This window comes from Novosphingobium sp. BAM6, from assembly GCF_057784955.1.
Genome location: NZ_JBYNTR010000001.1, coordinates 1,502,570 through 1,527,731, shown reverse-complemented (window position 1 = coordinate 1,527,731; position 25,162 = coordinate 1,502,570). Strand labels below are relative to the sequence as shown.

Below are 25,162 nucleotides of genomic sequence, written 5' to 3'. Positions count from 1 at the left end.
GTACTGTGGAAGACGATCTTGCGGAACGGCTTGCCCTTTTGCACGTTGCCCCGCGATGACCAAGCCTTCCGCGTCCGCTTCTCCCAAACCGATCCTCGTCTGGCTGCGCCGAGACCTGCGCCTGTCCGATCAGGCCGCGCTGGCCGAGGCGGCTGGGCGTGGCCCCGTGATCCCCGTCTACGTGCTCGATGACGAGACCGCGAAGCACCGGGCGATGGGTGGGGCCTCGCGCTGGTGGCTGCACCATTCGCTGGCCGCGCTCGATGCGGATCTGCGCGAGAAGGGCTCGCGCCTGATCCTGCGGCGCGGTCCTTGCGACAAGGTGCTGGCCGATGTGGCAGAGGAAGTGGGGGCGAGCGAGGTCCACGCGCTGCACCACTACGAGCCGTGGTGGCGCAATGCCGAGCGGGCGGTGGGCAAAGTGCTCGACCTGCACCTCCACCATGGCAACTACCTCGCCCCGCCGGGATCGGTGACGACCGGGGCGGGGACGCCCTATCGTATCTTCACGCCGTTCTGGCGGGCCTTGCGGGACTTCATGCCGCCGCCGGAGCCGCAGTCGCGTCCACACACACTTCACGCGCCCGGCACATGGCCGAAATCCGACAGGCTCGCCGACTGGAGGCTCCTGCCTGAAAAGCCGGACTGGGCCGGCGGCATGCGCGAGACGTGGCAGCCGGGCGAAGCCGGGGCGATGAAGCACCTGCGGGCCTTCTTGGACGAGGTGAGCGCCTACGAAAGCCAGCGCAACCTGCCCTCGGTCGAAGGCACCTCGATGCTTTCGCCGCATCTGCATTTCGGCGAAATCTCGCCTGCGCGAATCTGGCATGCGGTGGCCGATGCCGGTGGTTCGGTGGACGTGTTCCTCTCCGAGATCGCCTGGCGCGATTATGCGCAGAATGTGATCTGCCAGTTCCCCGATTACGGCGGCACTTCCGCGCGTGAGCCCTTCGACCGGTTCCCGTGGCGTAGCGGCAAGGAGGCCGATGCCGCGCTCAGGGCATGGCAGCGCGGGCGCACGGGCTATCCCATCGTCGATGCCGGAATGCGGCAGTTATGGCACACCGGCTGGATGCACAACCGGGTGCGGATGATCGCCGCCAGCTTCCTGATCAAGCACCTGCTGATCGACTGGCGCGAGGGCGAGCGCTGGTTCTGGGACACGCTGGTCGATGCCGATTATGCCAGCAACGCGGTCAACTGGCAGTGGACGGCGGGCTCGGGCGTCGATGCCAACATGTTCGTGCGGATCATGGCGCCGCTCAGCCAGTCGGAGAAGTTCGATGCGGCAGCCTACATCCGTGAGTGGGTTCCTGAACTGGCAGACCTGTCCGATGCCGAGATCCACGATCCGTCCGACCGGGCCCGGCCGAAGACTTACCCGAAGCGTCTCGTCGAGCACCGCGACGCGCGGGAACGTGCGCTCGATGCATGGAACACTGCAAAATCCGCGAGATGACCTGTAGAACCGCAGCAAGGTTCGGGGGTTAAGATACGGAAAGGTCAGCACTCGCGCATTGCCGCAGCGGTGCGAAAGAGTCATAGGTCACTTATGAACGCACAGACTCCCGATCGCGGTGGGCAACTCGTTGCCGGAGGACGCGGTGTCGGCGTCGGCCCGCAGTGGCTGGCGCGGCTGTGGTCGGGCAGCGTGGCGCGCATGCTGGACCGGATCGACGCCAAACTGCAGCGCGGCGCGGTCATGGCGACGCTTCCCAACGGAGAGGCGCGCCTGCTGGGCGGACGCGAACCAGGCTTTACCTGTGAGGTGCATCTGCACAGCTGGAAGGCGCTGCTGCGCCTCGCCACCGCTGGGTCCGTGGGCTGGTATCAGGCCTGGGATGCGGGCGAATGGAGCAGTCCGGACCCGGTGCCGCTGTTCGCGCTGTTCATGGACAATGCCGCCGCGCTGGGTGACACCGCGCGGGCGCACGGTCCGTGGCGCCTTGTCGCACGGCTGCTGCACTGGCTGAACCGCAACACCCGCAAGGGCTCGGCCCGCAACATCCACGCGCACTACGATCTCGGCAACGATTTCTATGAGCAGTGGCTGGGCGAGACGATGATCTACTCCAGCGCGCTCTATTCTGCGAGGGAAGAAGGCCCCAACGCCATGGGCCAGTTCTTCAGCGAGCTGGACATGGCGCAGTCGGCCAAGGTCTCCGCCATCGAGGAGCGGCTGCATCTTGAGCCCGGCGCGAAAGTGCTGGAGATCGGCTGCGGCTGGGGCACGCTGGCGGCGTTCCTTGCCAGCCGCAATCAGGTTTCGGTCGACGCGATCAGCCTTTCGGACGAGCAACTGACCTATGCTCGCCGTCGCTGGATCGCCGAGCGCGTGCCCGATTCGGCAGGCATGGAGCCCGGTGAGCTGGATTTCCGCAAGCAGGATTACCGCGACGTTTCGGGCCAGTACGATGCCATCGTCTCGGTCGAGATGGTGGAGGCGGTGGGGCGCTCATACTGGCCCAGCTTCCTCGATTGCGTGGCGAAGAACCTGAAGCCGGGCGGACGCGCGGCGATCCAGTTCATCTCGATCAGGCACGAGCTGTTCGAATCGTATGCCCACAGTGCCGACTTCATCCAGGCCTATATCTTCCCCGGCGGCATGCTGATCGACGAGCCGGAATTCCGCGCACTTGCCGAAGAGCGCGGCCTTTCATGGGAGAACCGCCACGGCTTCGGTCTCGATTATGCACGCACGCTCTACGAATGGCGCGAAAACTTCGATCGCGCGGTCGAGGACGGGCGGCTGCCTGCCGGTTTCGACAGCCGCTTCGTGGACCTCTGGCGCTATTACCTGATGTACTGCGAAGGCGGCTTCATGGGCGGCGGCATCGACGTGGCACAAGTGACGCTGGTGAAGGGGTAGGGGATAGTCAGTGCGCTTCGTCGCTGCTCTGGCGTTGATCGTGTTGTCATGTGCGGGGTGCCACCCGAGGCCTTCTGAAAGAAGCTCGCAAACACTCGCCGCTTACGAGATAGCCGTTCCGACTGCGGAGGCGCGAGCGAAACTGCTGTCAATCTTGCGGCGAACGGCGAAAGAGGCTGGCGGCCATCTCGATGCGAGCAGCGACGAGGAATTGGCTGAACTAGGCCGCGATATGCCGCAGGCCAAAATGACTGTTCATGCGGCGGTATGGCGGGGTTCAACTGATGAGGAAACGTGGGCGGTGATCATGGACCAAAGCGATCATCTTGGTCGCGTTTGGCTGATGTTCCTGAGAGGAAAGGATGAAGCCGCAGTTATTCGGTTTCGGAATTCTACGATGGCCAACGTTCGTGCGAACTGGAAGCCGCTCTCTTTGCCTATCATCGATAATCGGTCCATTCCGCTGAGCCGAGATATGATCAGGACACCTGATGGATATCGCCTCAATCCTTCCGCAGCACCACGATATGCTTCCAAGCAGTAGCGATCCCGCAGCGTTCAAGAAGCTGCGAGTAAACTAACGCCCGTCCCATCGCGTATTGAGCGCCGCCAGTTCGTCCTCGCTCAGCAGGCGGTCGAAGGCGCAGCCGACGTGGCCGTTGTTCCACCACACCACCTTGCCGCGCATCGCTTCCATGCCGGGGAAGGTCAGCCAGCAGATCGTGCCGGGCACGATGCGGGTGATGGCGGTGGCGGAGTACCCTGAAAGCGAGAGGTCGCGTACGGCGGTCTGCAATGTCTTGCCGCCCGAGGCGCGCAAGGTGGCCGGGATCGAGATGCGGCTGCGGTGCGCGCTGCGGTCCTCCTGCGCGGCGTGCGCATAGGCTTCGGTTTGCGTGCGTTCGATCATGAAAGCTGCCCGTGTTGCGGTTCGGTTCGGCCACATCCGGCGTACCCGGCAGTGTCCAGAATCGAGACTCGCAAGAAAGGGTTACTATCGCGTTACCGGGGCGGAGGCTTCGCGCGGTAACTTACTTAGGCTGGCTCAGCGCCAGATGATGCCCGGTGGGGAAGTTCTGCCCCAGCAGGTCCAGCACCGCGTCGGCGACCGCTTCGGGTGGCTTGACCGAGGAGGGCGCCTCGCCCGGATAGGCGCGGGCGCGCATCGCGGTGCGGGTGGCGCCGGGATCGAGCACCGCGACGCGGATCTGCGAGGTCTTCTCGACCTCCTGCGCATAGCACTGGAGCAGCACCTCGAACGCGGCCTTGGTGGCGCCATAGGCCCCCCAGTAGGCGCGCGGGCGCTGGGCTACGCTGGAGGTGAGGCCGATCACCCGCGCATTCGGGCTTTGCCGCAGCAGCGGATCGAAGTTGGCGATCAGCGCCTGCGTGGCCAGCACATTGGTGGTCAGTGCCTTGTTGAAGGCGCGCTGGTCGATATCGACCACCGAGGTCAGCTCGGTGAGGATGGCGGCATTCACCACCATGATGTCGAGCCGGTCCCAGCGTGTTGCAAGCGCACTGGCGAGCCGGGCGACGCCGTCCGGCTCGGCCAGATCGACCGGCGCGATGGTGGCATTGCCACCGGCCTGGAAGATGGTCTCCTCGACCATTTCCAGCGCCTTGGTGTCACGCCCGGTCAGGACGACATGCGCACCGGCGGCAGCCAGCGCGATGGCGGTGGCCGCGCCGATCCCCCGGCTGGCGCCGGTGACGAGCGCGATCTGGCCGCGCAGGTCGACGGACGCTGCCTCGGTCAAGGTCTCAGGCGACCTTGCCGACTTTGACCGGTGCGGGGAAATCGCGCTCGGCGAAATCGGTCAGCTTGGTGGGATAGTCGCCGGTGAAGCAGGCATCGCAGAACTGCGGGCACTTCGTCTTGCGCTTTTCCTCGCCCACCGCACGGTAGAGACCGTCGATCGAGACGAAGGCCAGACTGTCGGCCTGGATGAATTCGGCCATCGCCTGAACGTCCATGGTCGCGGCGAGCAGCTTCGAACGCTCGGGCGTGTCGACGCCGTAGAAGCACGAATGCTCCGTCGGCGGGCTGGCGATGCGCATGTGGACTTCGGCAGCACCGGCATCGCGCATCATCTCGACGATCTTCTTCGAGGTGGTGCCGCGCACGATCGAATCGTCGATCAGGATGATGCGCTTGCCTTCCACGATGGCGCGGTTGGCGTTGTGCTTGCGCTTCACGTCGGCGTGGCGCGCCGCGTCACCCGGCTGGATGAAGGTACGGCCTACGTAGTGCGACCGGATGATGCCAAGCTCGAACGGAATGCCCGACTGCTGGGCATAGCCGATGGCGGCCGGAACGCCGCTGTCGGGCACGGGGATCACCACGTCGGCATCGGCGAAGGCTTCCTTGGCCAGCTCGACGCCGATCTGCTTGCGCACCTGATAGACCGAGAGGCCATCCATCACCGAATCGGGACGGCTGAAATAGACGTGCTCGAAGATGCAGGGGCGCGGCGAGGGATCGCCGAACGGGCGGTGGCTGGAGATCACGCCCTTGTGATCGACCTGCACCAGTTCGCCCGGCTCGATCGAGCGGATGAACTCGGCACCGACGATATCGAGCGCAACCGTTTCCGAGGCGAAGACGATGGCATCGCCGATGCGGCCCATCACCAGCGGACGGATGCCCAGAGGATCGCGGCAGGCCATCATGCCCTCTGCGGTGGTGCAGATCAGCGAATAGGCGCCCTCGACCATGCGCAGGGCATCGACGAAGCGATCGAGCAGGGTGGGGTAGCGGCTGGTTGCGACGAGGTGGATGATCACCTCGGTGTCGGAGGTCGACTGGAAGATCGATCCCTTCGACACGAGATCGCGCTTCAGCGTCATCGCGTTGGAGATGTTGCCGTTATGCGCGATCGAGAAGCCGCCGGCGGCCAGATCCGCGAACAGCGGCTGGACGTTGCGAAGCCCGGAGCCACCGGTGGTGGCGTAGCGCACGTGGCCCGAGGCCATGCGGCCGGGCAGCGTTTCCAGTTCCTTGTGGCGGAACACCTGCGCCACGTGGCCAAGGCCGCGGTGCGAGTGGAATTCGGAGCCCGAGAAGCTGGTGATGCCCACCGCTTCCTGTCCGCGATGTTGCAGGGAGTGAAGACCCGCCGCCGTGATGGCCGCAGCTTCGTTGGCACCGATAACGCCGAAGATGCCGCATTCTTCGCGCAGCTTGTCCCCGTCGGCATCGAGAAAGGGGTGTGTCATGTTCATGGAATCGTAGGGCCCGCTTGCCGCTCACAATGTGCCGCGCATTTGGCTGGGATCGCCCGGAAAAGCAAGGGGGCAGGGCAGACAGTTTGCCCCACTGTGTCCTGACCTGTGCTTTTGACAGGGCGATGACGGCGAAAAAGGCGGGAACTTTCGCGGATCGGGCGGGTTTGGGAGGGCCGCTCTGTCCCCTTACTGTGCGGTATTCGCCTTGGCGTATCCGCCGTATTCCCGCTCTTCCCTGCGTGTTCATCCTCTCGCAAGGCCGTCTCGCGCAGTTCATCGCCGTCCGGCATCGCTCCATCGGGGCATTGCCAGTGTCCTGCCTGCGCCGTAAGGCGCGTTCCTATCAATCCCGATCACAGGCGGACCTGTCGCTTGATCCTGTCTTCCTTCGAATGGACCATCGCTAAACGCTACATGATGCCCGGCAAGGGCGAGCGCTTCATCGCGCTCGTGGCGGGTATCAGTTTCGTGGCGGTCATGCTGGGCGTAGCCGCGCTCGTTATCGTGATGAGCGTGATGAACGGTTTTCGCGGCGAACTGTTCGACAAGATCGTCGGGCTGAACGGCCATGCGATCATCCAGGGCTATGGCAACCGGCTGGACAACTGGCAGCAGATCGTGACGCAGGTGCGAAAGACGCCGGGCGTGACGCATGCCTCGCCGCTGATCGAGCAGCCGCTGATGGTGACGTTCAACGGCCGCACCGAGGCGATCCTGCTGCGCGGCAACACGCAGGCGGATATCCACAATCTGGATGCCAAGGTGACGGCAGGCGATATTGGCGGGCTGCAGCCGGGCGCGGAGAATGTCGCGATAGGTTCGGAACTGGCGCGCGATCTGGGCGCGCAGGTGGGCGATGTCATCACCATCATCAACCCGGCTGGCCGCGCCACGCCTTTCGGTACGGTGCCGCGACAGGTCGCCTATCATGTCTCGGCGATATTCGAGATCGGCATCTATGATTTCGACCAGTCCTATGTCGTGATGCCGATCGCCAACGCGCAGCAACTGCTGCTGATGGGCGACACCATCGGCAATATCGAGGTTTCGGTGAAGAACCCCGACGATGTGGGCACGATCCTTGCGCCGCTGAAACGCGAACTGGCGGGGCTGGCGCAAGTGTCGGACTGGCGGCAGATAAACTCCTCGCTGTTCGAGGCGCTGGCGGTGGAGCGCGTGGCGATGTTCACGATCCTGTCGATCATCGTCCTGGTGGCGGTGTTCAATATCCTCTCCTCGCTGATCATGCTGGTGCGGGCCAAGACGCGCGATATCGCGATCCTGCGCACGATGGGGGCGACGCGCCGTTCGCTGCTGAAGGTCTTTGTGACGACCGGCTTCTGCATCGGTGCGATGGGCACGGTGGCGGGCGTGTGCATCGGCTTCGTGTTCCTCTATTTCCGCCAGCCGATCGTCCACGCGGTGGAGATCGTGACCGGGCAGAACCTGTGGGATCCCTCGATCCGTTTCCTGACCGAACTGCCCTCGCGGCCCGATCCGGTGGAGATCACGGTGATCTGCGTGATGTCGCTGGTGTTCAGTTTCCTTGCCACGCTCTACCCGGCCTTCAAGGCGGCGAGCACTGACCCCGTGCAGGTGCTGCGCTATGAATGATGTGACCGTTTCCGCCGCTGACGTGCCCTCGGCTGCCATGGAGGCCGGCCCTGCCGTGCGGCTCGAAGGGCTAACCCGTAGCTTCTCGCAGGGCGGCGTCACTATCGACGTGCTGCGCGGCGTGGACCTGACCATCCGCCCCGGCGAGATCGTCGCGCTGCTGGGCCCCTCGGGGTCGGGCAAGTCGACGATGCTGCAGGCGATCGGCCTTCTCGAAGGCGGCTTCGGCGGGCGGATCGAGATTGCGGGAATCGATGCCTCGAAGCTGGGCAAGGATGCGCGTGCCGCGGTGCGGCGCGACTACATCGGCTTCGTCTACCAGTTCCATCACCTGCTGCCCGATTTCAACGCGATCGAGAACGTGGTGCTGCCCCAGCTTATCACCGGACGTTCGCGGCCCGAGTGCGAAGCGCGCGCGACCGAACTGCTCACCGCGCTGGGCCTTGGCCAGCGGCTCGACCACCGGCCCAGCAAGCTGTCGGGCGGCGAGCAGCAGCGCGTGGCGGTCGCCCGTGCGCTGGCGAACAAGCCCCGTCTGGTGCTGGCGGACGAGCCGACCGGCAATCTCGACGAAAGCACCGCCGACAAGGTCTTTGCGCAGTTTCTCGAACTGGTGCGCGGCCAGGGCAGTGCCGCGCTTGTCGCGACGCACAACGAGCGGCTGGCCGCGCATATGGATCGCGTGGTGCGCCTGCACGAAGGTGTGCTTGCCTGACAAGTGCGTTCCTGTTTGATTCAGGTGCGCGCGTGCAGAGGGAGCATGCAACATGTGTGCGCCTTTGCACGTTCACGTTTCTATAAACATGCCATTGCCAATTGAGAGGACGTTTAGATGAGCGACAACCCGACCACGATTCAGGGTGGTCCTTTTGATGAAGTACCCGGCTGGGATGACAGCGCCGAACTGCACCGCACCAACGACGGGGGCGGTGTGCTCAACTTCTTCAAGGCCATTCGCCGCGACACCACGGCCAACCTGATCCGCTACGTCATGCATCTGAATGACGACGAGCAGGCGCATTACGCTATCCAGAAGGACGGCGACCGGATGCTCCAGATCGGTGACATTCGTCGCCTCTACCGCCGCAGCGATTTTCCGCGCGGTCTGCAGGGCTGATCAAGGCTTCGACGGCGCCGTGCCTGCCGACCGGCAGAGGTGCGGCGCCCGTCCTTTTTGCCCCCTGTACTTACCCCTCACGGCATGAAGCGCTCGTCCGCCCTATAGCTGGGCGAGGCGCCGTTTCCGTGCAAGATCGATCGATACAGGCGCATTCTTTTCCGAAGGTGCCGGAGCCGAAGCTGATGGCGGAAGATCGTCGATGCAGGGCAGAAGCCCGGCGGTCATGGTTCGGTTTCGTCCGGCGCGCTTGGCTTCGTAGAGAGCTTCATCGGCGCGGGTGAGAACGGCATCCCAGCGATCCTCGTCTCCGGGGTGCTCGAAAAGCGCGATGCCCAGGCTCATCGTCGCGCTGTCATGCGTGTCGTCGAGGTGATGGCGCATGGCGGCGAAGGCATGGCGCATTCGTTCCGCCTGCGTGAAGACGGCGACGTGATCGTCTGCATCCAGCACCGCCAGAAATTCCTCGCCACCGATACGGAAAACGCAGTCGCTGCCGAATATCGACCGCGCGGCCTCTGCGGCTCCGATGATCACGCGATCTCCGAAGGCATGGCCGTACCGGTCGTTGATGGTCTTGAAATGGTCGATATCGAGCGCGACCATCGCACGGACCTTGCCCGTTGGGCACGATGGAAGCCCTGCCATATGTGCATCGAGAGCACGGCGGTTGCCGATCCCGGTGAGGGGGTCGACCTGCGCCAGTCGCAGATGGTGCGCTGCAAGCTGTTCCCGTCCCAGCGCGGTCATGAACAGGCCGAGCAACATGCCTTCGATCACGATCTCCAGATTGAAGAAGATGATGGTCGGCGCAGTCGGGGGCAGGGGGCCGAGGGGGGCGGGTAACGAAAGCGAGAACGGCAGGCGCAGCACGTCGATCATCGCAAATGTCGCGAAGATGCCGTAAAGAATGTTGGCGGAGGGCAAGTCCGGCGCCCGCATTCGCTTGAATTCCCGCGCGATCAAGACGTTGAAGGCGGCCATCAGGGCGATGCGGGGCATCATCGAGAACATCTGCGCAGGATCGCTCAGGTGCGAGAACGTCAGCGAAAACAGAAAGCATCCCAAACAGGCTATCAGCGGCAGGACCAGCACCGGGGATTTTCCGGCCGAAACCCGCGCGGCCTGCCAGGCCGATACATAGACCAGCAGGATCAGGAGCCAGCCGATGCGGATCGCCCAGAGCGGTTGCATCACGTCGGGATAGCCCAGCAGCACGCCTGCCGGGATTGCAATCGTGAAAGGCACCGAAAGCCATGTGCGCTGCGCCGGGCGGCCGTCCTTTATCCAGGCGAGCACGATCGCCAGCCCCATGATGAAGGACAGCGCTGTGCTGCAGGCGACGATGGTGGTGATGTCGGGCATTGTTCTCACCCGCCCTGCAAGGGGTGTGGCAAAGCATCGTGGCAATCGGCCATGAACCCCTCCTTCGAGTTTGCGGGTAAAGTGCGCGCTGTTAACGATTTGTAATCGGGAGAATCAGGGATATTTGCTGGTGAACGCCCCTAACACTCCACTCTTAATGCTTTCTATTCTTAATTGATCGAGTTTGGCGAGCGCCTTGTATCAAATTGTCGCGAAAGGTTTTCCGCCGGGTAAACGGAAATGAAAATACGTAATTTGAGGATTCTGGCGGCCCGATTCTCGCCCAGGGACCTATCCCCCGGAGAATCGCCGTGCCTCTTGATAGGGGCAGGGGCGCGCTCCTAGATTGTCGCCATGGCCTTCGCACCCTTCGTTCCGCTTCGTATCTTTTCCAGTTTCACGATGCTCGACGGTGCGATTGACCCCAAGGCGGCAGCGAAGCTGGCCAAGGAGCGTAAGTTTCCCGCTGCTGCCACGTGCGATCGCAACGGTCTGTATTGTGCGCCCACGTTCGCACAGGCCTGCAAGGGGGCCGGCGTGCAGCCGATCATCGGCACGTTCCTGGCCGTCGCACGCCCCGGAAGCGCCGGTCATGACCGGCCAATCGACTGGCTGGCGCTCTTTGCGCAAGACGAGACCGGCTGGAACAACCTGTGCCACCACGTCAGCCGCGCGCATCTGGAACGTCCGGTCGAAATGGACCCGCATGTCGAACTGGCCTCGCTTGAGGGCTATACAGAGGGCGTGATCTGTCTGACCGGCGGCGATGAGGGTGCGCTGGCACGGCTGTTCGCGGCGGGGCGGTACGATGAGGCCGAGGCCTATTGCGACACCTTGCAGGGCCTGTTCGGCGACCGGCTCTACATCGAGATCGCCCGCACCGGGGAAGCGGTGGAGGACGAGAGCGAGGAAGACCTGATCGCGCTGGCCTATGCCCGCGATATCCCGCTGGTCGCGACCAATCCGGCGCAATTTGCCGAAAGGAACTTCCACGCGGCGCATGATGCCATGCTGTGCATCGCCAATTCCACCCACGTCGATGCTGCCGAACGTCCGCGCTCTTCCTCCGAGCGCTGGGTGAAGCCGGTCGATATCATGCAGGAGCAGTTCGTGGATCTGCCGGAGGCGCTGGCGAACACGCTGGTCGTCGCGCAGCGCTGTGCCTTCATGCCGCCGCGTCGCAAGCCGCTGCTGCCCAGTCTGGCGGGCGATCGCGAGGGCGAGCAGCGCATGCTGGCCGATGATTCGCGGCGAGGGCTCGCGCGCCGCCTCGCGCCCTACTGGCCGGGCGTCACTGAAGCCGAACTCGATGCCGTGATGGCCCTGCCCGAGGAGGAGCGTCGCGCCGCCTGGCAGGCGCAGCTGACCGAAAAGGGCGTGACTGAGGATTTCCTCGAATACGCCACGCGTCTCGATTTCGAGACCAGGATCATCATCGGGATGGGCTTTCCCGGCTACTTTCTGATCGTGGCCGACTTCATCAAGTGGGCGAAGGACAACGATATTCCGGTGGGGCCGGGGCGTGGTTCGGGCGCGGGCTCGGTGGTGGCGTGGGCCTTGACCATCACCGATCTCGATCCGCTGAAGCTTGGCCTGCTGTTCGAGCGCTTCCTGAACCCGGAACGCGTCTCGATGCCGGACTTCGATATCGACTTCTGCGAAACCCGTCGCGGCGAGGTGATCCGTTACGTCCAGCGCAAGTACGGCATGGATCAGGTCGCGCAGATCATCACCTTCGGCAAGATGAAGGCCCGCGCGGTGCTGCGCGATTGCGGGCGTATCCTGCAGATGGGCTATGGCCGCGTCGATTCGCTGTGCAAGATGGTGCCCAACCATCCGACCGATCCCTGGACGCTGACCGAGACCATTCAGGGTCGCAAGAAGCACGGCGTCACTGCCGATCCGCCGGTGCCCGAGTTCAAGCGCGAATACGATACCGACCCCGAAGTGCGCCGTCTGGTCGATCTGGCGGTGCAGCTGGAGGGGCTGCCGCGCAACTCGTCCACCCACGCGGCAGGCGTGGTGATCGGCGACCGTCCGCTGGCGCAGCTGGTGCCGCTTTACCGCGATCCGCGCTCGGACATGCCGGTGACCCAGTTCGACATGAAGTATGTCGAGGACACCGGCCTCATCAAGTTCGACTTCCTTGGCCTGAAAACGCTGTCGGTGCTGAAGAAGGCAGGCGATCTGCTCGAACGGCGCGGAATCTCGATTGATCTGTCGACCCTCGCGTGGGACGATCCGGCTGTCTACGAACTGCTCAAGCGGGGTGACACCGTGGGCGTGTTCCAGCTGGAATCGGAAGGCATGCGGCGCACGCTGGCGGCGGTGAAGCCGACCAATTTTGGCGACATCATCGCGCTCGTCTCGCTCTATCGTCCCGGCCCGATGGACAATATCCCGCTGTTCGGCCAGCGCAAGAATGGCCTCGCGCCCATCGAATTTCCGCACGACAAGCTGGCGGGCATTCTTGGCGAGACTTACGGCATCTTCGTCTACCAGGAGCAGGTCATGCAGGCCGCGCAGATCCTGGCGGGCTACTCGCTGGGCGATGCAGACCTTCTGCGCCGCGCGATGGGCAAGAAGGTGCAGGCCGAGATGGACAAGCAGCGCCAGCGCTTCGTCGAGGGCTGCAAGGAGTTCTCGGACATCGAACCGGCCAAGGCGAACGAGCTGTTCGACTTGATCGACAAGTTCGCAGGCTACGGTTTCAACAAGTCGCACGCCGCCGCCTATGCGCTGCTCGCCTACCACACGGCGTGGTTCAAGGCGCACTATCCGCACGAGTTCTATGCCGCGGCGATGTGCTTCGACATGCACCAGTCGGAAAAGCTGGCGGTATTCGTGGACGATGCGCGCCGCAACGGCATCGTCATCGCCGCACCCGATATCAACGCTTCCGAGGCCGAGTTCATGGTCGAGGAAACGCCTGACAGCCATCAGGTGCGCTATGCCCTCGCGGGCATTCGCAATGTCGGCGAGAAGGCGATGGACATGATCGTCGAGGAGCGCGAGGCGAACGGCAGGTTCGCCAGCCTCGACGATCTGTTCCGCCGCGCGCCTGCTGGCTCGATGAACCGCCGTCAGTTGGAAGCGCTGGGGGCTGCAGGGGCGTTCGACAGTCTGGAGCCCAATCGCGCCAAGGTGCTGGCCAACGCCGATACGCTGCTGGCCGAGGCGGACCGTTCCTCGCGGGAACGCGCCAGTTCGCAGGTAGGTCTGTTCGGCGGCGAGGATCACGTCGAGCAGGGCCTGCGCTATGTCGAGGCCGATGCCTGGTCGCGGCTGGATCAGATGGCCAAGGAGCGCGAGATTTTCGGCTTCTACTTCGCCGCGCACCCGGTGGAGCAGTACCGCGCGGTGGCCTCGGCCAACGGCGCGCGCACCTACTCCAGCCTGATGGCGGGCGGATCGGGCGGCGGGCGCAGCGGCGCAGTGATGGCGGCGATGGTGGAGAACGTCCAGCGTCGCAAGACCAAGCGCGGCAAGGACTTCGTGATGGCGGAGTTCTCCGATTCCTCGGGCAACTTCACCGCCTCGTGCTTCGAGGAGAGCCTGGTCGAGAACTTCGTCAAGTGGGCCAAGGACAGCGCCTGCGTGCTGCTCACTGTCGAGCTCGACAGTCCGAACCCGGATGAGCCGCCGCGCGTCACGGTGCGGGGCGGTCGCCCGCTGAACGAGGTGAAGGCGGATGCCCGCATGATGCTCAAGCTCGATATCGATCGGGTGGATGCAGTGAAGGAACTGGCGCTGCTGATGCGCGAGGGGGCCAAGGGCTGCGGCGAGGTTCTGGTAACGCTGGTGCTGGAAGACGGCCGTCGTCAGCAGATCCGGCTGGGTCGCGATTTCGCGCTCGACGGCGAATTCGCCGAACAGCTTGCGCATGTCGAGGGGCTGTCCAACGTCTCGCTAACCGCCCGCAAGGGCGCAGGCGATCACTTGCGGCTGGTGGCCTGAGACCGGGGCGCGGCGCGCGGGAGGGCATGTTTGGCGAGGATCGCCGAAGTGCCTGCCTCGATCCCGCCGAACCAGTCGCCTGAGCGAAAGCGGGGGATCATGCGGGTCTGCATGACCTTGCTGCACCAGTCGTCGGGAAACTGCCGTTCGAGGCCGTAGCCGATAGAGATGCGTGCGCGCCGTTCGTTCGGGGCGACGAGGATCGCCACGCCGTCGTTATAATCGCGCCGACCGATGCCCCAGGAATTGAACAGGTCGATGGCATAGTCGCTGATCGGTCTGCCGCCGAGTGAAGGCGTGGTGACGACGACCATCTGGTGATGGGTTTGCCGTTCCCATGCCGCGAGTTGCGCGGTGATCCGCGCTTCCTGTTCGGGCGTGAGGACATGCGCAGCGTCCATCACCCGCCCGGTGAGTGGCAAGGCCGGGCGCGCTGTTGAGCCGGTTGCGGTGGTAAGCCCGAGGCACACCAACGGGGCACCGGTGAACAGGACCGCAAGCAGCAGGAGGGCAGGGCGGGCGAAGCGCATCGCGAAGCGGTCGCCGAACTGCCGCTGCCCGTCAAGTTAAGTGCGTTTCACGGCGGGGCTCACTGGTCGCCGCTGCCTTTGTCGGTGATCGTATCGGCAGCCTGTTTGGCGGCTTCCCCGACATCGGAGGCGGCATTGCCGACCTTGTTCGCGGCCTCGGTGACGGCTTCGTTCTTTGCGACCTCGCTGGTCGATTGCTGGTTGAACACATAGATTGCGGCAATCGCGGCCACGAACAGTATCACGGCGAACACCACCCCCATGCCGCTACCGCTGCGTTCCCGTACGATAGTCGTGTGATGCACAACCTGCGGTGCGGCAGGCTGGTTCGTCTCAGATGACGATGCACCGGGTTTTCGGGCTGATTCCGGCGTGGTCTCGATCTCGTCGGTCATGGTTCGGTTCTGTCCCCCCTGTTATGCTGATCGCAACGCGGAAGCAGGGCAGGAGTTGCAGGGACGCAATCTTGCAAATGCGCGATTCGTCGCTTCAGATTGGCACGCTTGCGTGCACCAACACGGAACCCGTGACGCTCAGCCGTCAGCGAGCCGGATCAGGTTCGGGTTCGCGACATCGACATGGATCTGGTAATAATATTTGCCGGTCGGTTTGCCGTCTTCGGTGAAATCGATACGGACCTGTCGCGCGATGCCGCGCACCAGCAGGTGCCTGCCCTCCAGCCTGCGGCGGGCCGTGTCTAGATCGTCTGTCCCGGCCAGCTGCTGGAGCACGCCGGGTGTGACTGCCACAGTCAGGCAGTTGCGGTCGCGATAGTCGCTTTCGGAGTTGAGGAAATACCGCCCGTTCTGGAAGCCGATGGCAACGATCGGGACGGTATATGTGCCTGCGATGCCCGCACCGTTGCCGATGTAGGAGGCGTATGTCACCGCCTGGATCGGATTGAGGCAGCCCCGTCTGCAATCGACGGGCACGAAACGGTGGATGGGAAGCGCAGTCGCGGCGGGAGCGGCGTCCACGATCGGGGCGGGTGGAACGCCTTCGGCGGCGGTCGCGGCGAGCATCAGGGGAAGGGCAAGCATCAGAGGCATGGTGGGGGAACCTCGAAACCGTTGCATTCCCCCTAGAATAACGAAAGCTGACCACCGATGGAAGGCGCCTTGAAGTGGCTGGAGTCGAGCGGCGGGAAGCGCTGGTCCATGCCGTGGCGCTTCATCGCCAGCCGGATGCGCCGGGCGATCAGATCGGGCCAGACGCCTTGGGGGCGCATCCGGGTGCCGAAGTTCGGATCGTTGTCGCGGCCTCCGCGAATATCCTGAATGATCGCCATGACCTTGCCCGCGCGCTCGGGAAAATGCGCCTCCAGCCATTCGCGGAACAGCGGTGCGACCTCGTGTGGCAGCCGCACCAGAATCCACATCGCGCTGCGCACGCCTTTGCCCGCCGCTGCTTCGACGATGCCTTCGATGAAGCTGTCGGTAATTGCCGGAATGATCGGCGCAATCCCGACATGGCAGGGCACGCCTGCCTCGACCAGCGAGCCCAGAGCCGCCAGCCGCCGCGCCGGAGAGGCGGTGCGCGGCTCCAGCTTTTGCGAGAGCACCGGGTCGAGGCTCGTGACCGAAATGCCGACATGGACGAGATTTAGCGCGGCCAGTTCCCGCAGCAGGTCGAGATCGGCCAGTACCCGGTCGGACTTGGTGGTGATCGTAACCGGATGGCGCGTTTCGAGGCACAGTTCGAGAACCTGCCGGGTGATGCGATAGCGCGCCTCGATCGGTTGGTAGGGATCGGTATTGGTGCCCATGGCGATGGGGGCAGGGCGGTATCCGCGCTTCGCCAGTGTCTTGCGCAGCAGTTCGGCTGTCTGCGGCTTGGCAAACAGTTTCGTTTCGAAATCGAGGCCGGGGGACAAGTCGTGCCAGGCGTGGCTGGGCCGGGCGAAGCAGTAGATGCATCCGTGCTCGCAGCCGTTGTAGGCGTTTATCGAACGGTCGAAGGGTATGTCGGGAGAGGTGTTGAACGACAGGATCGTCTTCGGATGCAGTTCCACGACGCTGGTGCGAAGCTTTGGCGCCTCGCCATCGATACCGTCACGCGCATCGAGCCAGTCGCCATCCGCCTCGCGCTGGGCAAGGTTGAAGCGCGCGCTGACCTGATTCGTAACGGAGCCTCGACCTTTGACGGGTTGCATGGCAAGAACATAATATGAACATCGTGATCCCGCCAGCTCTTTTGAGCCAGCTTTTTCATGTGCGCGGCAGTGCTTCGTTTACGCGACGATGGTGGGCGTTCCGCAGCGCAGCTTGTTGACTTGTACATCTGCGGCCCCGATCCTCACGCCGAGTGCGTCGGTCAGCGTGAACAGGACATTGTCGACCAGCGGAGCGGCAATACCCAGAACGCCGCCGACCAACGAGGTCACACCCGAAAGATTGATCGGCAGCAGTCCGCCCAGCAGGCTGGCCTGCAGATTGATGCCCGAAACCAGTGAGGTGGTGATGCCCTGCGTCAGGTCGCGGGTGGAGACGGTCTTGATCGTCTGGGCGGCGATTTCGGTTGACGAGAAGTTTACGGTCTGCGTGGTGACGCCGCCCAGACTAACCTGGGCCAGAGCCGTGACCTTGGCGATCAGCGGCACGTTGAGCAGCGTCGCGCTGGCCAGCGGGGCGCTTGCGGCGAAATTCGCCATGTCGGTGGCCGAGACCGAGGCGATGGCGACTTTGCCGACCGAGGGCACGACGTTGAGCGAGACTCCTTGGGTCGCACTGGCTCCACTGCACGAAATGCTGCCGAGCGATGCCGTGGCCGAAGCCAGTTCCACGTAGACGGGTAGCGTGACCGAAGGCAGCAGCACGTTGCCGGTCAGCAGTCCTGCGGTGATGAGAATGCGCGTCTGTGCGGTACTGAGCGTGTAGCCCTTGGCACTGGTCACGGTCAGCCATGGCGATGTCACCATGCCCTGTCCCCCCATGATGCGCACGCTGGTACTGGCAAGGCCGGCAACCGAGAGGTTCAGCGAGATATCGTAGTGATCGCCTGCCGATAGCTCAAGCGCCGTGCGCAGGATCGAATAGGCATCAATGCTGAGGCCGAGAGTACCCGGATTGTAATCCAGTTGGCCGTAGGGGCCCAGATCGATGAGGTTGCTCATCGCGATGGACTTCGACGGCGCCTGCGCGGCGATAGAGGAGAGCAGTGAGGCGGCCGCGCTGTTGTTGACCGAACTGGCGAGTGCGCGGATGACGTTGCCAACCGATATGCTCTGTCCGAACAACTGCGCATAGGTGATGTCGCCGGCGTTCACTTGCGCTTTCAGGGCATCGGCAAAACCGAGCAGATCGACATCCGCGTTCGCGAGATTTTGCGAGTCGAGCACGGAAAGGTTCAGATTGGTGCCGATCAGCGCGGAAAGCAGCTGGTTGGGGATGCCGCCCGATACTGTTGCAAGCGTGGTGCCGAGCGAGAAGGCGACGAGATCCTGACGCTGGGCGGTGGCTGTTGCGGTCACGGTCCCGTTCTGGAAGCCGAGGGCACGGGCGAAGAACAGCGGTACCCGCTGGGAAAGCGTGACCCGTGCTGCGGATCCGTCTCCCCCGGTCTGGAAGCGCTGCGCGATGGGGACGCTGGTGCTGGCCGTGTAGGTCCCGCTCTGGAGGCTGGCGATGGTGACATTCGTCGCCTGTGCCTCGCTTACCACGCCGTTGATCGCGGTTCGCTGTGCAGCGTCGGTGCCCTGATTTGCTGCGGCCATGGCAGCAGCGTCGACCACCCCTTGCAGGTTGCGCTTGGCCAGGTACATCGAGGCGAGGTCGACAGAGACGGTAGCGGCGCCCATCAGGGCGATCAGCGAAATTGCCATCATCATTGTGGCGATGCCGCTGCGATCGAGACAAAGCCTGCGAACGCCATCGTGGAAGTGGCGGGCCTTGATTGCGCGCAAGAAGCGGGGGAAGCGGCTTCCCAGCGGCGGCAGGGCATGAAATGACATGGCGTGTCTCATGGGGCTGCCAACTGCACGACGGCATTACGCACGATGTTGCCGCTGGGCAGCGGGATGAGCGCGTTCTGATACATGGAGGACTTGGCGGCATTGTAGGTCAACGTCACGCGGTAGTAGGCGTTGTCCTGCGCAGTCGCGATTGTCACCAGGGAAGGGTTCAGCGTCCCCTGATACAGGACACTGTTGGCGACTGTGGTATTGACCAGCGTCTGGCGTTCGGTTGCGGTCAGTCCCGCCATCGAGGCGCGGGCTGCATCGTTTGCGACTTCCTGCAGGGAATGCGCGGCCATGAACCAACTGCCATAGGTAACGATACCCAGAAGCAGCACGATCAGTACAGGCATGACCAGTGCCGCTTCGACAAGCACGCTGCCTGTCGTTTCCTGTCGCAGTCTCTTCGCCAGGATGGCGACGGCCGCCCGTCGCGCTCCTGCTGCATTTCTTCCGGCAGAACGTACCATCGGCATGAAGTCTCCTTCTCGCTTCGATGATCGCCTGCGACCCGAAAGAACCGCCTTCACTTGAAAACAGATTTATTCTGCATTTTGCAAAGGCGGTTCGGCGATAATATCGTTTTAGAACAATATTTTATGCAGATAGTTAATCTGAGATTTAGATGATCTACGTAAGCAGATAGCGATGTTCGGCCGCTTGGGCATCTCGACTCGTCGTGGTCGTTGTCATCCCGTTTAGGCTTCGCCGCTGCCCGGCTGTTCGGGCGATGCGCGGGTCATGAGCGCGACGGCTCCTTCGGTCCCATAGAGCCCCTGAAGGCGGACCATGGAAAGTATCACGTCTACCGGTATTCCCGAATTGGTCAGCAGTCGCAGCCGGATCTTCTCGGGTTCATTGCCGCGCAGCACCGTTTCAAGCACTTCGCGGTAACGCGGCTTGTCTGCCGAAACGACGAGGTCGCCCAGTGCGACGCCATCGAGCCGGGTCGCGGGCAGATCCAGCAACTTGCTGAAGGCCTCGTCCACGCGATCGATCGTACCACGCAGGCTGAGGCGCGCGTAACAGATGTCGCCATGGACATCCATCGCCTTGACGATGGCTTCCTTGACGTTCGCCTTGAAGTGCCGCTCGGCCTCGGCAGTGATATCGCGCAGGCGCAGGACGAGGTGGTCGTCGAGCATGAAGCTCTGGAACCTGATCCAGGCGCTGACGAGGAAGGGGGAGGGCAGGTCTGCCATGTTGGGCTCGCCTTGACGTAGTGTCTCGCGAGCCTGGACTTCCATTACGGTGCCGCCAATGCGGGGCAGAGCTGCCGTAAGAGGGCGGCCGACGAGCGTCCCCGGTGTCGCGCGCACCAGCGAATGGGCGATGCGATTGGCAAAGGTGATCACCAGATTTTCGTCGCAGGCGATAATGCCTTCGTCGATCCAGTCAGCGAGGCCGAAGCGCACGGTAGGCGAATCCGGGTTTACCTCGTCAGCGGAGGTATGCTGCAAGGTGCGAAACGTGTCGACGTCGCACAGCACGTGCGTTTCGCGACCGTGATGGGTGACATAGACGGGGCCGGTTCGCGCATCGTCCCGATAGCGGGCGAACTTTCGGACGAAATCGGCAGCGGTGACATGATTCATGAATGGTCTCCCACAGATACGGTTCAGTCCTCAGGCCCGGCGTCGGTGTGACGCTGGCCCGCGATTTTTCGTTTTGTGGCGACCCTGATGCCTCCAACGTCACAGGATCCAAAAAGGATCCGAAGCAAGTGAAAGCACTTCGGAATTTTGCGTGGGTATCACGCTTGTTTTTGTAATTTACCCTGTTTCACTGCGGAAATCATATGTTTTGTGAACAGGTTTGCTTAACTGCGATGCAACCATCTGCATATTTCCCAAAGATTTCAGATGGTGCGGTGCAACGAAAAAAGCCCTCCCGCTATGACGGGAGGGCTTTTTCCTTAAGCATCAGCGCCGGGTGCGGCGCCGAAAAAGGGTCAGGCCCAGTTGGCCATTTCCGTTTCGAGGTTCTCGACAATCGCTTCGAAGAACTGCTCGGTGGTCATCCACGACTGCTCGGGGCCGATCAGCAGTGCTAGATCCTTGGTCATCTTGCCGCTTTCGACGGTCTTGATGCAGACCTGCTCCAGCGTCTGGGCGAAGCGCACGACGTCCGGGGTGGCGTCGAACTTGCCGCGATAGGCAAGGCCGCGGGTCCAGGCGAAGATCGAGGCGATCGGGTTGGTCGAGGTCGCCTTGCCCTGCTGGTGCTGGCGGTAGTGGCGGGTCACGGTGCCGTGAGCCGCTTCGGCCTCGACGGTCTTGCCGTCGGGTGCCAGCAGAACCGAGGTCATCAGGCCCAGCGAGCCGTAGCCCTGTGCCACGGTGTCCGACTGCACGTCGCCGTCGTAGTTCTTGCACGCCCACACGAACTTGCCCGACCACTTGAGCGCCGAGGCGACCATGTCGTCGATCAGGCGGTGCTCGTAATGGATGCCGGCGTCCTTGAACTTCTCAGCGAAGCCCTCGGTGTCGTAGACTTCCTGGAACAGGTCCTTGAAGCGGCCGTCATAGGCCTTGAGGATGGTGTTCTTGGTCGAGAGGAACACCGGCCAGCCGAGGTTGAGGCCATAGTTGAACGAGGCGCGAGCGAAATCGCGGATCGAATCGTCGAGGTTGTACATCGACATGGCAACGCCGGCGGTCGGGAACTTGAAGACCTCGCGGTCGATCACCTGGCCGTCGTCACCCTCGAACACGAGGCGCAGCTTGCCGGGGCCGGGGACGAGGAAGTCGGTGGCGCGGTACTGGTCGCCATAGGCGTGGCGGCCGACGACGATCGGGTCGGTCCAGCCCGGAACCAGGCGCGGAACGTTCGAGATCACGATCGGCTCGCGGAAGATCGTGCCGCCCAGGATGTTGCGGATCGTGCCGTTGGGCGACTTCCACATCTGCTTGAGGCTGAATTCGGTGACGCGCGCTTCGTCAGGGGTGATCGTCGCGCACTTCACGGCGACACCATACTGGTTGGTCGCGTTCGCAGCGTCGATGGTGATCTGGTCGTTGGTCTCGTCGCGCTTCTCGACCGAGAGGTCGAAGTACTTGAGGTCGATGTCGAGGTAGGGGAGGATGAGGCGTTCACGGATCCACTTCCAGATGATCCGCGTCATTTCATCGCCGTCCATCTCGACGATGGGGTTCGCAACCTTGATCTTGGCCATTCGCACTGTCTCCCTGGGGATGAGATTTGCGCGTCTCTTAGGCAGGCATCGGGCCGCTGGCAAGGCGTAGGCGGCACGTAGACGGCGCAAGGCGCGTGCGACCAGAGGCAGGAAATCGCAGCAAGGCCGGGTGCTTGGCGGCCTTATGCGTGCAGGGGAAGCGCCATGCACCAAAATGCAAGTGTCGCGTGGCGCCGGTTATGCCGGAATTGCCGATCCGTCAGGCAAAGAAAAACCCGGCCAAGCCAGAGGCCTGCCGGGTATTCTTCGGAATGGTGGGCGTAGCAAGGATTGAACTTGCGACCCCTACGATGTCAACATAGTGCTCTACCACTGAGCTATACGCCCATTCCGTGTGGCCTCTTTCGCGAGGTGTCCCGCTCGGAGGACTGGCCCTCTAGCGGCGCCTTTCGGGGAGCGCAAGAGGCTTCGCGAAGTTTTTTCGAATTAAGTCCTGACCCTAAATGCTGGCCTGCTCGCTGAGGCCGAACATGCGCTGCACTTCCAGCACGATATCGCGCAGATGGAAAGGCTTGGAGAGCACTTTGGCGCGCGGTGCCTCGCGGTTGGCACGCAGGCTGACGGCGGCGAACCCGGTGATGAACATCACTTTGGTGAGGGGCGAAAGCTCGGCGCAGCGCTGGGCGAGTTCGATACCGTCGAGTTCGGGCATGACGATATCGGAAAGCAGGAGATCAAAGCCGCCATGTTCGAGATGGGGCAGGGCTTCGAGGCCGTTGGCAACCGGTACGACTTGGTATCCAGCCTTTTCCAGCGCGCGGCTGAGGTAGAGGCGCATGGCCTCGTCGTCTTCGGCAAGCAGGATTCGGATCATGGCCTCTCGCGCCTTTCGGGCAGTCTGTCTTGGGTCAATTGGCGATTCGCACTGCATCCTTGCGGCGCGGTCAGGTGCTTATACGCCTGATCCGTTTATCTTTGGTGTCCAAACTGGTGATCCGATGCGGATGGTTCATCTGCAATTTGTGGAAGCACCGCTTTGACTTCGTCTTCCGCAGGTTCCAGCCTGTGCTCATGTTCGAGGCTGATGACGAGCGCTGCGATTCGGGAGGTGCGGTTGACGCGCCGATGTTCGGCGGGTTGGTTCCGGGTAGTGGAGCGGAGGCTGCCTTCGAACTGCGCGAGAAGGCGCAAAGCGACAGTCCGGTGGTCATCGCCGTGCCGCATGCCGGGCGCGCCTATCCGCCTGCGCTGCTGGGTGCGATGCGCGGTGGCGAGGCGACTGCGCTAAGGTTGGAAGATCGGCTGGCGGATCACCTTGGTCGTGTGGTCGCGGCACGGACGGGCGCCAGCCTGCTGGTCGCGAGGGCACCTCGCGCGATAATCGATCTCAACCGCGCGCCAGAGGATTTCGACTGGGAGATGGTCGATCGGGCAGAGCGGCCGTCGCCGGCCAGTCTGCTGCCCAGTCAGCGGGTTCGCGGCGGTCTTGGCCTCGTGCCTCGCCGTCTCTCCGGCCTGGGCGAAATCTGGTCGGAGCGGATGGCCCGGCGGGATCTGGATGCGCGGCTTCAGGGTGTACATGTGCCCTACCACGCTGCGTTGTCCGGCATGCTGGAGCGCCAACGCAGGCGTTGGGGAACTGCCTTGCTGATCGATCTGCATTCGATGCCGCCGCTGCCGCGCGTGGCTGGAGCGGCGGGGGCGACGTTCGTGATCGGGGACCGCTTCGGAAAGTCCTGTGCGGGGCGTTTGTCCGCAGCCGCCTTGCGGGAGCTGGCGCGGGGCGGGGCGATGGCCGCCCACAACCGTCCTTACGCGGGGGGGTATGTGCTCGACCGTCATGGCATGCCGGGGGCGGGTATCCACGCTCTTCAGGTGGAGGTCGATCGCGCGGCCTATCTCGATTCGGCGCTGCGGGAGCCCGGTGAGGGCATGGCGCCGGTGGTCGAGCAACTGGTGGCGCTGGTGCGCCATCTCGCGGAGCTATTGGTCGATCAGCCGGTGTCTCGCCGCGATCATGGGCCGTGGCTGGACGCGGCGGAGTAGCGCGGAGGCGCTGGAGCGGTTTCCGATCTGGCTGCGCCGGCTCGGCCGCTCTGGCATTTTGGTTTGGCGCATTTTCCGAGTCATCAGGTGATTCCACCTGATTGGAAAATGCTCTCGCGAAGTGCGGGCGAGCCAATGCGGCAGCCTCAGTCACTTGCGATGATTTTGCAGGGAAGTCGCGAAGGGCCCATGAAAAAACCACCTCGCGCGGTGCGCGAGGTGGCCAAGGTTCAGGGAGGAGGTGCACGTAAGTGCACCGGCCTGACCGGGCCATGAGGGGAGCACCGATCAGGTGCTTCCTATTTAGACAATTGGATTTTCGGATTCAACCCCTTGTTTGCATCAAGGTGTATGAGCACTGCAATCGCTTTGTCATAATTGCCGCGCGATTAAGCAAGGGGTGTGGCATTTCGCACACATGCCCTTGCTTAAGTCGGCGTATACCGGGGATTCGTGCGGCTTTTCGCCAAATCCCCGGTGACGGGATCATCAGGCCGGGATCGGCTCGGGCAGCTTGCCCTGGGCGACCTGACGGCCAAACACGTCACGCACCAGTTCCAGCGAGAACAGGTGGGCATAGATCATGCCCAGCAGGCCGCTCTGGTTCCAGCCGCGCAGCACGTCGCCGCGCACTTCGCGAAGCTTCGTCTCGTCGACCATCTGGAAGCCGCGATAGGTGAAGGGCTTGCCTTCGGCCTCGATGTTCAGTTCGCCGTCCATCAGCAGCTTGTGCTTCTGAAGTTCGGCGATGAAGCTGGCGGTCTTGGTGCCGGCGATCTCGAAGTTCTCGCAGAACTGGAGCATGCCCTTGGTGACGTCGGTCGGCTGGCCTTCGTCGAACAGGGGGGCGCCTTCCTCCTGCTCGCCCACGAGATCGCACGTCGGATCGACGCAGAGCGAAAGCTCTTCGGCTTCAGGGCGCAGGCGGGCCAGCATGAAAGGATAGCGGCGCACATAGGCGGGCATGTAGATCGGCGTGTTCACCGAACCGTCCTCGTCGACGAAGACGTTCACGCCCTCGTTCATGCCCATCAGCACCAGCGGCACCGGGTTTTCGCCGACGCTGAACACGATCGGGAAGTGGCGCTGGGCCTGCGGGAATTCCTCGACCGTCAGCGGCACGGTGTTCACGCCCTTGAGCCAGGTCGCCTTGTCGGTCGAACGGCTCTTCCACGTCGCATGCTGCTGCGAGTTGAGCGGGATCAGATCCTTGTAGAACAGCGGAAGGGCGGAATTGGTCGGCGCGGTGGCCATGGCAGTACTCTCCGGCAATAAAAACGGGTTGGAACCATTCACGGTCGGAACCGACGAAATGGTGGTGGCTTTACGGTTTCGGTGAAATCTGCGC

Annotated in this window: 22 protein-coding genes and 1 tRNA gene; 8 read left to right on the top strand and 15 right to left on the bottom strand. The window is 63.3% G+C overall.

The window, feature by feature from the left end; all coding sequences use genetic code 11:
- The first annotated feature begins 55 nt into the window (after positions 1-55).
- The 3 genes from AC3EC3_RS07035 (at position 56) to AC3EC3_RS07025 (ending at position 3,413) form a co-directional block, all read left to right on the top strand.
- Complete coding sequence (locus AC3EC3_RS07035; RefSeq protein WP_488488885.1) at positions 56-1,459, top strand: cryptochrome/photolyase family protein; 1,404 nt, start codon at positions 56-58, stop codon at positions 1,457-1,459.
- A 93-nt stretch (positions 1,460-1,552) separates the two neighbouring features.
- On the top strand, positions 1,553-2,869 hold the full coding sequence (locus AC3EC3_RS07030) for a class I SAM-dependent methyltransferase (RefSeq protein WP_488488884.1): 1,317 nt from the start codon (positions 1,553-1,555) through the stop codon (positions 2,867-2,869).
- A gap of 10 nt (positions 2,870-2,879) precedes the next feature.
- On the top strand, positions 2,880-3,413 hold the full coding sequence (locus AC3EC3_RS07025; protein ID WP_488488883.1) for a hypothetical protein: 534 nt from the start codon (positions 2,880-2,882) through the stop codon (positions 3,411-3,413).
- A gap of 33 nt (positions 3,414-3,446) precedes the next feature.
- Here AC3EC3_RS07025 and AC3EC3_RS07020 read toward each other — a convergent pair whose 3' ends face one another.
- The 3 genes from AC3EC3_RS07020 to purF form a co-directional block, all read right to left on the bottom strand.
- Positions 3,447-3,779 carry a PilZ domain-containing protein gene (locus AC3EC3_RS07020; RefSeq protein WP_260923886.1) on the bottom strand — a complete coding sequence of 111 codons (333 nt, stop codon included), beginning with the start codon at positions 3,777-3,779 and terminating at the stop codon, positions 3,447-3,449.
- Positions 3,780-3,900: 121 nt separating this feature from the next.
- Positions 3,901-4,629 carry an SDR family NAD(P)-dependent oxidoreductase gene (locus tag AC3EC3_RS07015; RefSeq protein WP_488488882.1) on the bottom strand — a complete coding sequence of 243 codons (729 nt, stop codon included), beginning with the start codon at positions 4,627-4,629 and terminating at the stop codon, positions 3,901-3,903.
- A 4-nt stretch (positions 4,630-4,633) separates the two neighbouring features.
- Positions 4,634-6,094 (bottom strand): amidophosphoribosyltransferase, encoded by a 1,461-nt coding sequence (purF, locus tag AC3EC3_RS07010; RefSeq protein ID WP_488488881.1) that lies wholly within the window; start codon positions 6,092-6,094, stop codon positions 4,634-4,636.
- Positions 6,095-6,469: 375 nt separating this feature from the next.
- Here purF and AC3EC3_RS07005 point away from each other — a divergent pair, with 375 nt between their 5' ends.
- From AC3EC3_RS07005 to AC3EC3_RS06995, 3 genes are all read left to right on the top strand, one after another.
- Positions 6,470-7,711 (top strand): lipoprotein-releasing ABC transporter permease subunit, encoded by a 1,242-nt coding sequence (locus AC3EC3_RS07005; protein ID WP_488488880.1) that lies wholly within the window; start codon positions 6,470-6,472, stop codon positions 7,709-7,711.
- The gene (locus AC3EC3_RS07000) at positions 7,704-8,426 is read left to right on the top strand and encodes an ABC transporter ATP-binding protein (protein ID WP_488488879.1); all 723 of its coding nucleotides are present in this window, start codon (positions 7,704-7,706) and stop codon (positions 8,424-8,426) included. Before AC3EC3_RS07005 ends, AC3EC3_RS07000 begins: the two co-directional genes overlap by 8 nt.
- Positions 8,427-8,543: 117 nt before the next feature.
- Positions 8,544-8,828: a hypothetical protein gene (locus tag AC3EC3_RS06995; RefSeq protein WP_488488878.1), complete on the top strand. Its 285-nt coding sequence runs from the start codon at positions 8,544-8,546 to the stop codon at positions 8,826-8,828.
- A gap of 102 nt (positions 8,829-8,930) precedes the next feature.
- Here the strand turns inward: AC3EC3_RS06995 and AC3EC3_RS06990 are convergent, their stop codons facing one another.
- Entirely contained in the window at positions 8,931-10,193 is a 1,263-nt protein-coding gene (locus tag AC3EC3_RS06990) for a GGDEF domain-containing protein (protein WP_488488877.1), read from the bottom strand.
- A 354-nt stretch (positions 10,194-10,547) separates the two neighbouring features.
- Between AC3EC3_RS06990 and dnaE the strand changes: the two genes are divergently transcribed.
- The gene (gene dnaE, locus AC3EC3_RS06985; RefSeq protein ID WP_488488876.1) at positions 10,548-14,150 is read left to right on the top strand and encodes a DNA polymerase III subunit alpha; all 3,603 of its coding nucleotides are present in this window, start codon (positions 10,548-10,550) and stop codon (positions 14,148-14,150) included.
- Here dnaE and AC3EC3_RS06980 read toward each other — a convergent pair.
- From AC3EC3_RS06980 to cpdR, 10 genes are all read right to left on the bottom strand, one after another.
- A complete protein-coding gene (locus AC3EC3_RS06980) occupies positions 14,129-14,680 on the bottom strand; it encodes a TPM domain-containing protein (RefSeq protein WP_488488875.1) in 552 nt (183 codons plus the stop codon). The genes dnaE and AC3EC3_RS06980 overlap by 22 nt on opposite strands.
- 59 nt (positions 14,681-14,739) lie before the next feature.
- On the bottom strand, positions 14,740-15,075 hold the full coding sequence (locus AC3EC3_RS06975) for a hypothetical protein (RefSeq protein WP_488488874.1): 336 nt from the start codon (positions 15,073-15,075) through the stop codon (positions 14,740-14,742).
- Between the two features lie 138 nt (positions 15,076-15,213).
- A complete protein-coding gene (locus tag AC3EC3_RS06970; RefSeq protein ID WP_488488873.1) occupies positions 15,214-15,720 on the bottom strand; it encodes a hypothetical protein in 507 nt (168 codons plus the stop codon).
- 41 nt (positions 15,721-15,761) lie between these two features.
- Positions 15,762-16,832, bottom strand: a complete 1,071-nt coding sequence (locus tag AC3EC3_RS06965; RefSeq protein ID WP_488488872.1) for a PA0069 family radical SAM protein — start codon at positions 16,830-16,832, stop codon at positions 15,762-15,764.
- A 78-nt stretch (positions 16,833-16,910) separates the two neighbouring features.
- Positions 16,911-18,629, bottom strand: coding sequence for a TadG family pilus assembly protein (locus AC3EC3_RS06960; RefSeq protein WP_488488871.1), 1,719 nt, complete (start codon positions 18,627-18,629; stop codon positions 16,911-16,913).
- Positions 18,630-18,637: 8 nt separating this feature from the next.
- Positions 18,638-19,009 carry a TadE family protein gene (locus tag AC3EC3_RS06955; protein WP_260923823.1) on the bottom strand — a complete coding sequence of 124 codons (372 nt, stop codon included), beginning with the start codon at positions 19,007-19,009 and terminating at the stop codon, positions 18,638-18,640.
- Positions 19,010-19,330: 321 nt separating this feature from the next.
- Entirely contained in the window at positions 19,331-20,227 is an 897-nt protein-coding gene (locus AC3EC3_RS06950) for a PAS domain-containing protein (RefSeq protein WP_488488870.1), read from the bottom strand.
- A 356-nt stretch (positions 20,228-20,583) separates the two neighbouring features.
- On the bottom strand, positions 20,584-21,807 hold the full coding sequence (locus AC3EC3_RS06945) for an NADP-dependent isocitrate dehydrogenase (RefSeq protein ID WP_260923816.1): 1,224 nt from the start codon (positions 21,805-21,807) through the stop codon (positions 20,584-20,586).
- A gap of 273 nt (positions 21,808-22,080) precedes the next feature.
- Positions 22,081-22,155 (bottom strand) — tRNA-Val (locus AC3EC3_RS06940).
- A gap of 112 nt (positions 22,156-22,267) precedes the next feature.
- A complete protein-coding gene (cpdR, locus tag AC3EC3_RS06935) occupies positions 22,268-22,642 on the bottom strand; it encodes a cell cycle two-component system response regulator CpdR (RefSeq protein ID WP_488488869.1) in 375 nt (124 codons plus the stop codon).
- A gap of 197 nt (positions 22,643-22,839) precedes the next feature.
- Between cpdR and AC3EC3_RS06930 the strand changes: the two genes are divergently transcribed.
- Complete coding sequence (locus AC3EC3_RS06930) at positions 22,840-23,814, top strand: N-formylglutamate amidohydrolase (protein ID WP_488488868.1); 975 nt, start codon at positions 22,840-22,842, stop codon at positions 23,812-23,814.
- Between the two features lie 489 nt (positions 23,815-24,303).
- Here the strand turns inward: AC3EC3_RS06930 and AC3EC3_RS06925 are convergent, their stop codons facing one another.
- Entirely contained in the window at positions 24,304-25,068 is a 765-nt protein-coding gene (locus tag AC3EC3_RS06925) for a SapC family protein (protein WP_260923807.1), read from the bottom strand.
- Between the last annotated feature and the right edge of the window lie 94 nt (positions 25,069-25,162).